12 protein-coding genes are annotated in these 14,286 nt (G+C 54.7%); all 12 read left to right on the plus strand.

The features are described from left to right. The first annotated feature begins 402 nt into the window (after positions 1-402). The 12 genes from rfbB (at position 403) to M0D64_RS42295 (ending at position 14,236) form a co-directional block, all read left to right on the plus strand. The gene (rfbB, locus tag M0D64_RS42240; protein WP_266262000.1) at positions 403-1,464 is read left to right on the plus strand and encodes a dTDP-glucose 4,6-dehydratase; all 1,062 of its coding nucleotides are present in this window, start codon (positions 403-405) and stop codon (positions 1,462-1,464) included. Between the two features lie 10 nt (positions 1,465-1,474). Then, entirely contained in the window at positions 1,475-2,368 is an 894-nt protein-coding gene (gene rfbA, locus M0D64_RS42245; protein ID WP_266262010.1) for a glucose-1-phosphate thymidylyltransferase RfbA, read from the plus strand. Next, positions 2,353-2,904, plus strand: coding sequence for a dTDP-4-dehydrorhamnose 3,5-epimerase (rfbC, locus tag M0D64_RS42250; protein WP_266262001.1), 552 nt, complete (start codon positions 2,353-2,355; stop codon positions 2,902-2,904). The genes rfbA and rfbC overlap by 16 nt, the downstream gene beginning before the upstream one ends. Then, positions 2,901-3,803, plus strand: a complete 903-nt coding sequence (gene rfbD, locus M0D64_RS42255) for a dTDP-4-dehydrorhamnose reductase (protein WP_266262002.1) — start codon at positions 2,901-2,903, stop codon at positions 3,801-3,803. The genes rfbC and rfbD overlap by 4 nt, the downstream gene beginning before the upstream one ends. Before the next feature lie 43 nt (positions 3,804-3,846). Continuing rightward, a complete protein-coding gene (locus tag M0D64_RS42260; RefSeq protein WP_266262011.1) occupies positions 3,847-4,677 on the plus strand; it encodes an ABC transporter permease in 831 nt (276 codons plus the stop codon). Next, positions 4,667-6,082, plus strand: coding sequence for an ABC transporter ATP-binding protein (locus tag M0D64_RS42265; RefSeq protein ID WP_266262003.1), 1,416 nt, complete (start codon positions 4,667-4,669; stop codon positions 6,080-6,082). Before M0D64_RS42260 ends, M0D64_RS42265 begins: the two co-directional genes overlap by 11 nt. After that, positions 6,079-7,170, plus strand: a complete 1,092-nt coding sequence (wbiB, locus tag M0D64_RS42270) for a dTDP-L-rhamnose 4-epimerase (RefSeq protein WP_266262004.1) — start codon at positions 6,079-6,081, stop codon at positions 7,168-7,170. The genes M0D64_RS42265 and wbiB overlap by 4 nt, the downstream gene beginning before the upstream one ends. Before the next feature lie 17 nt (positions 7,171-7,187). After that, positions 7,188-8,111, plus strand: a complete 924-nt coding sequence (locus tag M0D64_RS42275) for a glycosyltransferase family 2 protein (protein WP_266262005.1) — start codon at positions 7,188-7,190, stop codon at positions 8,109-8,111. 5 nt (positions 8,112-8,116) lie between these two features. After that, positions 8,117-9,841 (plus strand): methyltransferase domain-containing protein, encoded by a 1,725-nt coding sequence (locus tag M0D64_RS42280; RefSeq protein WP_266262006.1) that lies wholly within the window; start codon positions 8,117-8,119, stop codon positions 9,839-9,841. 53 nt (positions 9,842-9,894) lie between these two features. Next, positions 9,895-11,730, plus strand: a complete 1,836-nt coding sequence (locus tag M0D64_RS42285) for a glycosyltransferase (RefSeq protein ID WP_308102555.1) — start codon at positions 9,895-9,897, stop codon at positions 11,728-11,730. A gap of 355 nt (positions 11,731-12,085) precedes the next feature. Beyond that, entirely contained in the window at positions 12,086-13,231 is a 1,146-nt protein-coding gene (locus M0D64_RS42290) for a class I SAM-dependent methyltransferase (protein ID WP_266262008.1), read from the plus strand. A 369-nt stretch (positions 13,232-13,600) separates the two neighbouring features. After that, a complete protein-coding gene (locus M0D64_RS42295) occupies positions 13,601-14,236 on the plus strand; it encodes a hypothetical protein (protein WP_266262009.1) in 636 nt (211 codons plus the stop codon). The last annotated feature ends 50 nt before the right edge of the window (positions 14,237-14,286 follow it).

The raw sequence follows: 14,286 nt of genomic DNA on the forward strand, positions 1-14,286 counted from the left end.
GAATTTGCGTTGCGTTGCGGCGTGGCGTGCGAATTTCTATCCGCACGCCCGGCTGGGGGCGGCGTGCGCTATGTCTTAACCGCTGCCGGGCTGTCCGCCGGCCCGGATCGCCGCCTGTCCTCGCTGCTGCTACCTGCGCCTATTGCCTACAGCTGCATTACGCTTCCAAAGCCCCCGTTTACTAATCAACGGAAACCTAACTTGTCAAGCTGTTTCAAGTTGTTAGGGTTCTCGTTTTTGCCCCCGGCGGCTTTATAATCGTGGATTCATAAGATTGGCGTTTAAGCGCCTGCTTGCCGTATGAGAGGCGGCGGGCGCTGACAAGAAGCGAACACCACAACGCGAGGCGCGTGGATCGGCGAACCGACCCCGATCTGCCACCAACATCTAGAAGGGAATTTCATGATCCTGGTAACGGGCGGTGCCGGCTTTATCGGCGCCAATTTCGTGCTCGACTGGCTCAACGCCTCGGACGAAGCGGTTCTGAACGTCGACAAGCTAACGTACGCCGGCAATCTGGGTACCCTCAAGTCGCAACAGGCCAATCCCAAGCATGTGTTCGTGCGTGCGGATATCTGCGATCGTGCCGCGCTCGACGCGCTCTTCGCCGAACACAAACCGCGTGCCGTGCTGCACTTTGCCGCTGAAAGCCATGTGGATCGTTCGATTCACGGCCCGGCTGATTTTGTGCAGACCAACGTGGTCGGCACCTTCACGTTGCTCGAAGCCACCCGTCAATACTGGAATGCGCTCGGCGAGGCTGACAAGGCCGCGTTCCGTTTCCTGCACGTTTCGACCGACGAAGTGTTCGGCTCGCTGTCCGCTACGGACCCGCAATTCTCCGAAACCACGCCGTACGCGCCGAATAGCCCCTATTCGGCCACCAAGGCGGGTTCCGATCATCTGGTGCGTGCTTATCATCACACGTATGGCCTGCCGGTACTCACCACGAACTGCTCGAACAACTATGGTCCGTACCAGTTCCCCGAGAAGCTAATTCCGCTGATGATTGCCAACGCGCTCGGCGGCAAGGCGCTGCCGGTGTATGGCGATGGTCAGAACGTGCGCGACTGGTTGTATGTCGGTGACCATTGCAGCGCGATCCGCGAAGTGCTCGCGCGCGGCACGCCGGGCGAGACGTACAACATCGGCGGCTGGAACGAGAAGAAAAATCTCGACGTCGTGCACACGCTGTGCGACTTGCTCGACCAATTGCGTCCGAAGGCGGGCGCCTCGTACCGTGACCAGATCACCTACGTGAAGGATCGTCCCGGCCACGACCGCCGTTACGCGATCGACGCCCGTAAGCTCGAGCGCGAACTCGGCTGGAAGCCGGCAGAGACGTTCGAGACCGGCCTCGCCAAGACGGTTCAGTGGTATCTGGACAATCAGGCGTGGTCTGACGAAGTCGCTTCGGGTGAGTATCGGAAGTGGGTTGAGACTAACTACGCGCAGCGCGCGTAAGGGCACGGCAATGGCGCGCAAAGGCATTATTCTCGCGGGTGGATCAGGCACGCGCCTGTATCCAATTACGCACGTCGTCTCCAAGCAGTTGCTGCCGGTCTATGACAAACCGATGATCTACTACCCGCTGTCCACGCTGATGGTGGCGGGTATTCGCGACGTACTGATCATTTCCACACCGCAAGACACGCCACGTTTCGAAGCCATGCTCGGCGACGGCAGCCAGTGGGGTATGAACATTCAGTACGCGGTTCAGCCTTCGCCGGATGGTCTCGCGCAAGCGTTCATCATCGGTCGCGACTTTGTGGGCAACGATCCGTCGGCGCTGATTCTTGGTGACAACATCTTCTACGGCCACGATCTCGCGAAGCAACTGGAACGTGCTAATGAGAAAGACGAAGGTGCTACCGTCTTCGCCTATCACGTGCACGATCCTGAACGTTACGGCGTTGTCGAATTCGACAAGCAGTTCCGTGCTCTGTCGATCGAAGAGAAGCCGGTCAAGCCGCGCTCGCACTACGCTGTTACCGGCTTGTACTTCTACGACAAGCAGGTCTGCGATATCGCGGCGGACATCAAGCCGTCGCCGCGTGGCGAGCTCGAAATCACCGACGTCAACTCGCGTTATCTGGAGAACTCCGCGCTCAATGTCGAGATCATGGGGCGCGGCTATGCGTGGCTCGACACCGGCACGCATGATTCGCTGATCGAGGCGGCGACGTTTATAGCCACTCTTCAAAAACGCCAAGGTCTGGTTGTAGCTTGCCCAGAAGAGATTGCGTTTCGCCAGCTTTGGATCGACGGCGAGCAGTTGAGTAAACTGGCTGCGCCGCTAGCGAAAAACGCGTATGGGAAGTATTTGCAAAACATTTTGACGGATCAAGTAGCATGGCCATCCAAGTAACGTCGACCGCATTGCCAGAAGTCAAAATCATCGAACCGAAAGTGTTTGGTGATACGCGTGGCTTCTTCTTCGAGAGTTTCAACGCACGTGAGTTTGCCGAACACGTCGCGCCAGGCATTGATTTCGTCCAAGACAACCATTCCCGCTCGGCCCGTGGTGTGCTGCGCGGCCTTCACTATCAAGTTCAGCAGCCGCAAGGGAAGCTTGTGCGTGTCGTCGAGGGCGAAGTGTTTGACGTGGCGGTGGATATCCGCAAGAGTTCGCCAAATTTCGGCAAATGGGTCGGGGTAAATTTGTCTGCCGAAAACAAGCGGCAACTATGGGTGCCCGCAGGGTTCGCGCATGGCTTTCTTGTCTTGAGCGAGTCAGCGGAGTTCCTGTACAAGACGACTGATTATTGGTATCCAGACTTTGAGCGGAGCATTGTGTGGAGCGATCCGGATATCGGCATCGAGTGGCCCGTCGACGGCGAACCTGCGTTGGCAGCGAAGGATGCTAGCGGGCAGCGGCTATTGGAAGCCGAGGTGTTCGCATGAAGATTTTGCTAACTGGAGCGACGGGTCAAGTTGGTTGGGAGCTTTGCCGAAGCTTGGCGCCGCTCGGGCAGATTCAGGCCCTAAGTCGAGATCAGGCAGATCTTGCGCAGCCCGAAACGCTTGCGAAGATTGTTCGTGATAGCCAGCCCGACGTTGTTGTAAATGCGGCGGCCTACACCGCTGTTGATGCCGCAGAGACAGAGCCGACGCTCGCGAGAGTGATCAATGCAGACGCCGTTGGCGAACTCGCAAATGCTACCCAGCGGATCGGCGGCCTCTTCGTGCATTATTCCACCGACTATGTGTTCGATGGTAGTAACTCGGGCGCTTATCTCGAATCGGACCCAACCTGTCCTGTCAACGCATACGGAGAAAGCAAGCTCTTGGGTGAGCAAGCAGTGGCCAATGCGGGAGGCGATTGGTTGACGTTCCGGACCACATGGGTGTTTGCTTCGCGCGGCAAGAATTTTCTTCGGACGATGCTTCGTCTCGCAAGTCAGCGTGAAGAGTTAAGGGTGGTTTCGGACCAGTTCGGCGCGCCGACTTGGGCTCGTTCTATCGCCGACGGCACCGCGCATGCTGTCCATGCGGCGATTCGGGAGCGCGGAAATGGCGCATTCAAGTCGGGCATTTATCACATGACATCTGCCGGACAAACTTCGTGGCATGGCTTTGCCGATGCGGCGGTGTCGTCGTGGCGGTCGGTCGCAGGCTCTGCACCGTTAGAGGTCCGTCGGATCGTGCCAATCGATACGAGCGCCTATCCATTGCCGGCCAAGCGCCCGGTAAATTCGGTGCTTAACAATGACGCGCTGAAGGCGCGTTTCGGAATCGAGTTGCCCGACTGGCGCTACGCAGTCGATCTGTGCGTACGAGACCTACTTTCCGTCAACTCCTAACTGAATGAACCAGATCAATAGCAGGGAGGTCTCGCACCAGACGATGCCGATAATCAATGTTCTTGTGTCCACGCCACGGGCACTCATAGTCGCAATTGTGCGGAATGCCTCGCTAATCTTCCAGATGACCAAGCGAGAGGTCGTTGGACGCTATCGAGGGTCTGTCTTCGGGCTGGCTTGGTCTTTTTTTAATCCACTGCTAATGCTTGCGGTGTATTCGTTTGTCTTTTCATTCGTCTTCAAATCCCGCTGGGGTGGCGACGTAGATCAGGGGCATGCGCGATTCGCGATGATGCTGTTTGTGGGTATGACAGTTCATGGTCTGTTCGCGGAATGTATCAATCGTGCACCTCATCTTATCTTGAACAATCCAAGCTACGTAAAGAAAATTGTCTTCCCTTTGGAAATTTTGCCCGTCGTCGCTCTATTGTCGGCATTTTTTCACACGGCTGTTAGCTTGCTTGTTCTATTGATCGGATTTGTCTTGATTAGGCACTATGTCTTCTGGACAGTCGTATTTCTGCCAATCGTTTTGCTGCCCTTAATGTTTGTTTCTCTGGGGGTGGGTTGGTTTTTGGCGGCAACTGGCGTGTTCATTCGGGATATTGGGCAAATTACCGGACTGCTGACTACGGTCTTGATGTTTTTGTCTCCAGTGTTCTACCCGGCCTCATCTTTGCCGGAGAAATATCGTTTCTGGTTGGAACTCAACCCATTGACTTTCTTTATCGAGCAATCGCGAGGAGTCCTGCTTGAGGGGCAGTTGCCAAATTTTGCTCTATTGGGCATGTACTTGATCGGAGGATTCGTTGTGGCGTGTGCGGGCTTCGTGTGCTTCCAGTCGGCGCGCCGGGGGTTTGCAGATGTCCTCTGAAGCAGTAGCAATTTCTGTTGATTCCGTTGGAAAGCGGTTTCGGGTGTTCGCAAAGCCAACTGATCGGCTTAAGGCGGCCGTGCGCCATCGGATTGGGCGCCTAGCGCGAATTGTGCCGGCACGGCTTCTGAGTGGAACAGACGGACCAACTGAATTTCACGCGCTGAGGAATGTTTCATTCCAGGTAGAGAAGGGTGAAACGATCGGCATTATCGGTAGAAACGGTTCGGGAAAGTCGACACTCCTACAGATAATTTGCAGTACGCTGACGCCGTCCGAAGGACGCGTGTCTGTGAACGGGCGCGTAGCCGCGCTGCTTGAGCTTGGTGCAGGTTTTAATCCTGAATTCACCGGGCGAGAAAATGTCTTCATGAATGCAGCCTTGTTAGGGCTGTCTCGGCAGCAGATCGAAGAGCGACTGGATAAGATTTTTGCGTTCGCGGATATCGGAGATTTTGTCGATCAACCCGTGAAGACGTATTCCAGCGGTATGTACGTGCGGCTTGCATTTGCGGTGATTGCGCACGTCGACGCCGATGTGTTGGTGATTGATGAGGCTCTTGCCGTTGGCGATGCGTTTTTTACGCAGAAGTGCATGCGGTTCCTCCGCTCGTTCATGGAGAATGGAACCGTTCTGTTTGTCAGTCATGATACGAACGCAGTCGTCAATCTTTGCGAGCGTGTGGTTTGGCTGGATAAAGGGGTTGTGCGCGCCATTGGCCCTGCCAAGGACGTGTGCGATTCCTATCTTGAAGCGTTTTACGACGAACAACATCGCACCTCTGGCAAACAACACAGCCCGGCAAAGCCTCAATCGGTGGTGCGAACGGCTGTCGGAACCAGTGTGCGCGATCAGCGAGCGGATATCATCAATGCTTCGCCGCTACGTAACGAACTCGAACTCTTCCAGTTTCGTCCCGACGCTAAGCACTTCGGCTTACACGGCGCGATTATTGAAGACGTAAGCGTGAACGACGAAAGTGGAGCGCCTTTGAGATGGGTTGTAGGCGGTGAGGTTGTTTGCGTACAAATAGTGGCGAAGGCGCTCGAACCGCTCCAGCAGGCAATTGTGGGTTTCATTGTTCGCGATCGTCTCGGGCAGAATCTCTTCGGTGATAACACGTGTGTCACGACTCTGGATAACCCATTTGGAGCTGTGGCGGGTGAGATATTGACAACTCGGTTTGTTTTCAGAATGCCTGTGCTTCCAGTCGGGGACTACTCCCTTGCGGTGGCGATCGCAGACGGATCGCAGGCAGAACACGTAGTTCATCAATGGCTGCACGACGCTGTCATGTTCAAATCGCATTCGACTAGCGTTAGCACCGGGTTAATTGGAATCCCCATGCACGAGATTACTTTAGAGCGAAGCATGGTTAATATAAATAGCGAGGGAGTGCGATGATGGACGCGGAGTTGAGCTTGGTGGACGGGAAGAATGTGCTTGTTACCGGCGGTGCAGGTTTCATTGGCTGCGCAATTTCTAAGCGACTTGCGCCGCGCGCCGGTCGCTATGTGGTGGTGGATAATCTGCACCCGCAGATTCACGCGCAACCGGTTCGTCCGGCGGCGCTTGATGCGCGTGCGGAATTGGTAGTGGCCGACGTTACTGAAGCGGCGACTTGGGATGCCCTGCTGAGTGACTTCAAGCCGCAAATCATAGTTCATCTTGCTGCCGAGACGGGCACAGGACAGTCGTTAACCGAAGCGAGTCGTCATGCACTCGTTAACGTTGTTGGCACTACCCGCCTCACCGACGCGCTGACAAAACATGGTGTTGTCGTCGAGCATATCCTGTTGACGGGTAGCCGCGCTGTTTATGGAGAAGGTGCGTGGCAGAGCGACGACGGCCAGATTGTCTACCCCGGTCAACGGGGGCGTGCCCAACTTGAAGCGGCGCAGTGGGATTTCCCCGGGATGGCGATGCTGCCGTCCCGCGCGGACCGAACAGAGCCGCGTCCTACAAGCGTCTATGGAGCAACGAAACTTGCACAAGAGCAGGTACTGCGTGCTTGGGCGCTTGCGACCAAAATCCCGTTGTCAATCCTTCGTCTGCAAAATGTATATGGACCCGGACAGTCACTGACCAATTCGTACACTGGCATTGTTGCTCTCTTTTCACGCCTCGCGCGCGAGAAGAAGGTTATTCCTCTGTACGAAGACGGAAAAGTGACGCGAGACTTCGTGAGTATCGATGATGTTGCGGATGCAATTGTGGCGATGTTAGAGCGTCAACCGCAGCCCCTGTCCATTCTGGACATTGGGTCGGGCGCTGCCGCGAGCATTCTCGACATGGCGCGGATCGTTGCGGCGCATTATGGTGCACCCGAACCCACGATTACCGGTGCGTTTAGGGATGGCGACGTCCGGCATGCTGCCTGCGATCTCAGCGTCTCGCTGGGGCAATTGGATTGGAAGCCGCAATGGTCGCTTGAGCGCGGTGTCGCCGAATTGCAAAATTGGATTGCCCAAGAGCTTGATCGCAAAAATTAATCGAAGTTGAGGAATAAGTGCCAGTGCACGATACGACAATTACCGGTCCCGCGTCCTTGCGCATTCAATCGGTTCTGTATAACAACAGTCAACAACACATCGATACGGCACTCGAAAGTATCGGTCGTGCGGCGGATCTCGCCATAGGATCCGGTGTTTTGTCATCGGTAGAGATCGCTTTCGGAGATTGTTCGCCGGAACCGGTGTTTACCTCGGCTGAGATCGCTAGTCGGCTTGAAAAGTTGATGCCGCAAGGCGTCTGGAGGATTCAGTACACATTTTTCGACGGAAATCTGGGGTCGGCCGCGGGCCAAAATCGTCTGCTTGCGGACTTGGGTGCAGATCTCGTGCTGATTCTCAATCCTGACACCGTGGTGGCCCCCAACATTTTTGGCGAACTGGTGCGCCCTATGCGTAAGCCGGGCGTGGGGATCGTCGAGGCACGACAGATACCAATCGAACACCCAAAGGACTACGATCCTGTCACCGGAGAAACGAGCTGGGCGGCGACTGCTTGCGCGCTCGTTTCGGCTGCTGTCGCGAAGGAAGTATCTGGATTCGATTCAGAGTCGTTTTTTCTGTACTGTGATGATGTGGACTTCTCATGGAGAGTGAGGTTGGCGGGGTATAAGGTTGTCTTTCAACCGTCCGCTGCGCTTTTCCATGACAAACGGCTATCAACCGCTGGGAAATGGATTGTTGGTGGTGCCGAGGAGTATTACTCGGCGGAAGCTGCGATGATATTGGCCCATAAGTACTCAAATCGCGGATTGGCTGAACGTATCGAACGCCAACTACTTGCGCACGGCAGCGACGCGGAAAAGAAGGCCGCGCTGAAATATCGGGAGCTTCGGGACGCAAATAAGCTTCCGGACCAAATTGATCCAGGCCATCGCGTGGCTCAGTTCACCGATGGCTACTACGCGAAGCATCGTTTCTGAAAAATATGACCCCAGCAACTTACCTGCACCACTATCAAGAAGACTCCGTATACAGCAATGTTGTTTCGCTGATCAAAGATTTCGGGGCACGCGAGGGCGTGCACCTCGATATCGGCTGTGGATACGGAGCGATCGCGGAGCCTCTCCGCGAACTGGGTCTCGAATATATTGGTTTTGATGCCGACCAAGCTTCACTCCAAAACCTCGAGTCGCGAGGCTTTGATGTAAAGCAAATTGATCTGGGTCGCTTGGACGAAACGATCAATCAAATCGAAGCAGCACTGGGTGATCGTCGTTTAGCGTCGATTTCGATCATTGACACGCTCGAACATATCACCAACGGCCCTGCGTTGTTGGCGCGCCTTCGTGATTTCGCTGATCAACGCGCGGTCTTGCTCGCTGTCAGCGTGCCCAATGGCGCTCACCGCGATCTTGGCGCGAAGTTGCTTGCCGGTCATTGGGACTACACGATTGCCGGATTGCTTGACCATACACATGTGATTCATCACACGGATCGTCTGCTGGCCAACATGGCGCGAGTCACCGGCTGGCATGAGGTGGCGAATCGTGATTTTCGCCTTGAATCCAGCGATCAGGCGTTTCCGTTTGCACATCCCCTGCTTTCAGGGCATACCCCGGCATCGCGCTATCTGCGGCGAATCCGCGACGACGCTGATCGATTTGGCACAGTTAACCAACTCGTTCGCGCGTATCTGCCAGGCGCCCGACAAGCGACTTCGCTGACTGTAGATCCCAAGGAAGACCGCCCGTTCCTGTCCATCGTCACACGTACGCAGGGTAAGCGACTGGGCAATTTGCGGGACCTTCTTTTGTGTTTGACAGCTCAGACATGCCAAGACTTCGAACTACTGATTGTCACGCACAAGGCTGAAGAAGCGGCGTTCTTTGCTGTGAAGCGAATTGCGGAGGACTTACCTCAGTCTGCGCGGGAAAAAGTGCGAGTGCTTCAATGCGGCAGAGGCAATCGTACTGCGCCCCTTAATGACGGGTTTGCAGCGGCGCGTGGGCACTACATTAGCATTCTCGACGACGACGAACTGGTCTTTGCGCACTGGGTCGAAACGTTCAAGCAATTGAGCGAAAAGTCGCCTGGCTGTGTGCTGCGTGCCACAATCGCAGAACAGGATATCGTCTCGACGGGGACGCGACCGGACGGCGCATTGGGGTACCGAACCACGTCCGCGATTACCACTCCCTATCCATCCACGTATGACTTGTTCGCGCATCTCTCGCAGAATTTCTCACCAACGCTGTCGCTTGCGTTTCCGCGGGTGAGCTTCCAGGAATTGGGGATTCACTTCGACGAGTCGCTTAACACGGCAGAGGATTGGGACTTCGAGATGAGAACAGCGTTCGTCTGTGGCGTGGAAAGTAGTCCACAGGTCACCGGCATCTATCGCAAATGGTGTTCCGGAGAGTCTTCGTTTGCGGTGCACTCGAAGGAAGAGTGGCTCCGGGACTACAACAAGATCGTGGCGAAACACGATTCGGAATATCACATCTTCCCGCCCGGCACCGTCCGCCTGATCGTTGATCAACGGAATTGGATTGCAAAGCTGGAGCGTGACATAGCGGATATGCGACGTCCTGTCTTATTGCGAGGCTTGCGTTGGTTTTTCACGCGACATCCGCGCCTTTACGCGGTGGCGCGGAAGAGCTACGACGGGCTTCGTATCGCTGCTCGGAGGGCAGTGCGACGTCTGGGCTGACAGCTTTTGGTGGCTCTCGCATTCCATTATCTGTCACGGAGACGAGTATGAGAATTTGGTTTGATGTGTCCGTGGTGGTCTACCGTGAGACAAATGAAGTTTTAACTCGTCTTCTTGACAGCCTTGCCGCTCAAACGTTGCATCGCGATGCGGGGTTTAGGGTCTGGCTGCGAAACAACGATCCCGATGACGCCGGTCGTTTGGATCAGTTTGTGCGTGCCAGTTCAAATTATCCATTTGATCTTTCGGTCTCTCATTCGCTCGATAATGTAGGCTTTGGCGTTGCGCACAACGCGACGTTTGAGGCGACGACTGCGCCATTTTTTTTCGTCCTGAACCCGGATGGGTGGCTTCATTCGACCGCAATCGATACGTTGGCGGCGGCGATAGACAACTCATCGCACGATGTGGGTGCTTGGGAGTTGCGGCAGTTACCCTTCGAGCATCCTAAGGTGTACGACCCATCGACCCTTCAAGTTGGCTGGATTTCCGGTGCAGGCGCGGTATTCCGTCGTGAGGCATTTGCGCAGGTCCAGGGATTTGAGCCGCGCATCTTTATGTATGGGGAGGATGTTGATCTATCTTGGCGGCTCAGGGCGTCTGGATGGACGCTACGCTATGTGCCGCGCGCTGTTGTCGTCCATCATACCTATGCGAGCCCCGCGGAAGTAAAGCCTACGCAGATCGTCAATGGTGTGCTGGCGTCGCTCCAGTTACGCACTCGTTTTGGAACGTGGGGAGATATTCTGCGCGGGCTCGGCTGCTGGTTGCTTCAACTGGCGCGGCGACCGCGATTCGCAGGTGCACGGAGGAGACACGTAGCCACACTGCCGCAATACCTTCGATCCATGTCGTATTTTCGGCGAACCGGCTTACCGTATCGCCAGGCTGGCTTTCGACCGGAGTTCCGCTTTTGGAGTTATAGCGATAGACGGGAAGGCGCATTCTTCGAATTCTCGACTACCGAGTTGGACCCAGACGTCGTTCCCCTGGTTTCGATAATTGTCCGCACACATCGCAGGCCGGCTCTGCTGCGGGAGGCGCTAATGTCGCTGCTGCATCAGACATATCCGCGCCTTGAGGTCGTTGTCGTGGAGGATGGCCCGGAGAACAGCAGATTATTGGTCGAAAAGGAGTTTGAGGGCCGACTGAACGTCCGCTACATTTCCACGGGCGTTCCTGTGGGGAGAAGCGCGGCTGGGAATAGGGGGCTCGCGATTGCCACAGGCGAATGGTTTGGATTTCTGGACGATGACGATCAGTTCTACGCTGATCATGTTGAAGCGCTGATGCAGGTGGTCGGAGGTACTTCGAGTAGAGTGATGTATAGCGCGGCGCATGAGATTCCGACGAAGATCCTCGCGCTTAACGAAGATAGCGTTTCGTATCAGGAAGCGGACGCATTGCTTAAGTATCGTCCGTATTCGCGGCTTGCAATGTGGCAGGAAAATCTCGCACCGATTCAATCGGTGTTATTCCACCGTAGCCTATATGATGAATTTGGTGGTTTCGATGAGGACCTTGACCAACTCGAGGACTGGGTGCTCTGGGTTCGTTACTCATGCGCAACCAATTTCGAATCGGTCAATCGTGTCACGTCTCGGTACAGGGTCCCAATGTCGGGCAGAATTGCGCTTGAGAGGCAGGCGAACCTGCATAGCGCGTACGGCGCGGCGCTAGAGCGGCAACGCAAAATGCACGTCACCCTTAGTCCCGTGGAGGTCACCTCGATGGCCGACGAGCAGGCAGATCGGCAGGCAATTATTCATGTATCAAGGCGGCGCGCGCGCATACTGTTTGCGCGCATGCCGTTCATGCGGCGAATTTTTTCGACTCAGGCTGGATGGCGTAGAAGAATATTGGCGTTCCGTCGCCGTATTTCGTCTTGATCTTGACTGCGCTTGACCCGGGGGCAGACTAAGCTCATTGGGAAGCGAGTAGCGGGCTGGTAGCCATAGATCAGGCGCGCCGAGGGGAGCAATCAGGCTCGGCGTCCGTTGCTGGTTCAATCAGATGATCATGTGCATACCCCTCGAGGGTGTCGGCAGCAGGTGCTCATGCAACCGACGTCACAACACAGGTACTCAATGCGCAGACCATGCAGGCTTGTTCTCGCTTGCGCATGATTTTCCTGACCATTGAAAGTGCGGAAGATTTTCCCGAATGGTTCCAGTAGAATCTTGATAGCACTGCAGGACGAGCGTGCGCCAAGCATTGAGTGAATAATTCCGGAGATCATCAACCATGTTGGAAGAAGTAAATCGCCGAGTTAAGCGCTTGGTCAAGCGTGTTCCGCCATTTAGAAATTTAATTAAACAGCGCGATTACTTCAGTCAGACAGCGGACGAGCTCAGAAAAAGTGTTCAGGGACTTGCTCAATCGATGAGCGACATCAGTCACGCTCATGACTTGGCTGTTAGAGAGCGAGATGAGGCTTGGGAAAAATGCGGACTTCTTGGTGGAGAGCTTCAGGAGGCCTTGCAGCAGCTTGGTGAGATGTCGGCGGTGATCGACGAAAAGAATGCTGAGCTCCGGCAGTTCGGCGAAGGTCCGCCGTTTGTTCCCAATGGACACTTTTATTCACCAATTGCGCCGAAGGAAGAATTGCGTAGAGACGCCGCGAGGATTTTTGCTAGCTGGCCTCGTACGATACCTGGCATTGATCTGCGGGAACACCAGCAGCTTCAGTTTCTCGACAAATTGAAGGAATATTATTCGGACCTACCTTTTCAGGCTGAAAAGGTAGATGATATTCGTTACTACTACGAAAATCCTGCGTATAGCTACTCAGATGCGATTTTTCTCAACGGGATGATCCGGCACGCGCACCCGAAGAAAGTTGTGGAAGTAGGTTCAGGATTTTCTTCATGTATGTTGCTCGACACCAACGAGCGGTGGTTCGACAATTCAATAAAATGCACGTTCATTGAACCGTATCCGAAGCTCCTGAAATCAATGCTTAAAGATGGTGATATAGAAAGGATTGAGATCCACGAGAAGCGAGTGCAGGACGTTGAGGGGTCCGTGTTTACCTCATTGGAAGAAAATGATATTTTATTCGTCGACTCAACGCACGTTAGTAGAACCGGTAGTGATGTAAACCATATTCTGTTTAACGTGATTCCGTCGTTAGCTGATGGGGTTTATATTCACTTTCACGATATTTTCTATCCATTTGAGTATATCAAGGATTGGATCGACGAAGGTCGTGCTTGGAACGAGGCCTACTTGCTGCGGGCATTCCTGCAGAACAATTCCGACTTCGAGGTGATAGCTTTCAATACCTTCCTGGAGCACTTTCACGAAGACTATTTTCGCGAAAACTTGCCTCTGTGCTTGAAGAACAAAGGTGGAAGTATTTGGTTGAGAAAGCGAAAGATTGCTAATTGATGGAAGTATTTTGTTGAGTCAATGCAAAAGCCGCCCTCGGGCGGTTTTTGCATTGACTACCCTTGCCCCTACTTGACGAGTCCCGTAGTCACAAAAGTCAGTAAGCGGCTGAGCGCGACCACACTTGACCGCGCGAATACCGGAGTATTGAACGCGACGAGCGGCAGGTGTGAGCCGCGTCGGTAAGGCTGACCTGCGACGGCAAGGCAGGTTGATGTGTGCGATCCACGCTACGGGATCTTTTCAAGCAGTTGCCAATTATTGCTCAGATCGGGTGGCGATTCTACCCAGCCAATAGTTGCGGGGATTCGCCAAACGGCGTTCGCCGGTGTGGTAAATTCGCAGTCTCTCAGAATTCCGGATGATGCCATGCCGACCATCGAACTCAGGCGCACCAAGCGCACCAAGCCAGAAAGCACGTACCTGCGTCAATTCGCTAACAATGTTACGTCGCAGTATGGCGAAGACGGCATCATCGACAAGATCCTTGATCTGATCGGGCGAACTGACGCGTGGTGCGTGGAGTTTGGTGCGTGGGATGGGAAGTACCTATCAAATACATGGGACCTCATTAACAATAAAGGCTGGTCTGCGGTCCTCATCGAAGGGGATCAGGCGCGACATGAATCCTTGGCGGATTTGCACAAAGTGCGCACCGGTGAGGTCTTCGTCGAGCATGCGTTTGTTGGGTGGGAAGGTGATAGTAGTCTGGATAACATCTTGGCTCGGACGCCGATACCATCCAAATTCAATGTTCTCTCGATCGACATCGACGGTAATGACTGGCATGTCTGGAGCGCTCTCACGAACTACCGGCCGCGACTCGTGGTCGTCGAATTCAACCCGAGCGCCGGCAACGAACTTTATTTCGTGCAGGATGCGGACCCATCTCTCAATCAGGGCGCGTCGTTGCTCGCCTTCATCGATCTTGCGAAACGTAAGGGGTATGAGTTGGTTGCCACGACATATGCAAATGCATTTTTTGTTCTTGCGGAAGATTTGTAAGCGGCTCGCCTAGGCCGTTCGTCCACGCGCGTGCACGTGAAGCATGATGG

The organism is Paraburkholderia sp. WS6 (assembly GCF_030464835.1).
GTDB classification, from domain to species: Bacteria; Pseudomonadota; Gammaproteobacteria; order Burkholderiales; family Burkholderiaceae; genus Paraburkholderia; species Paraburkholderia madseniana.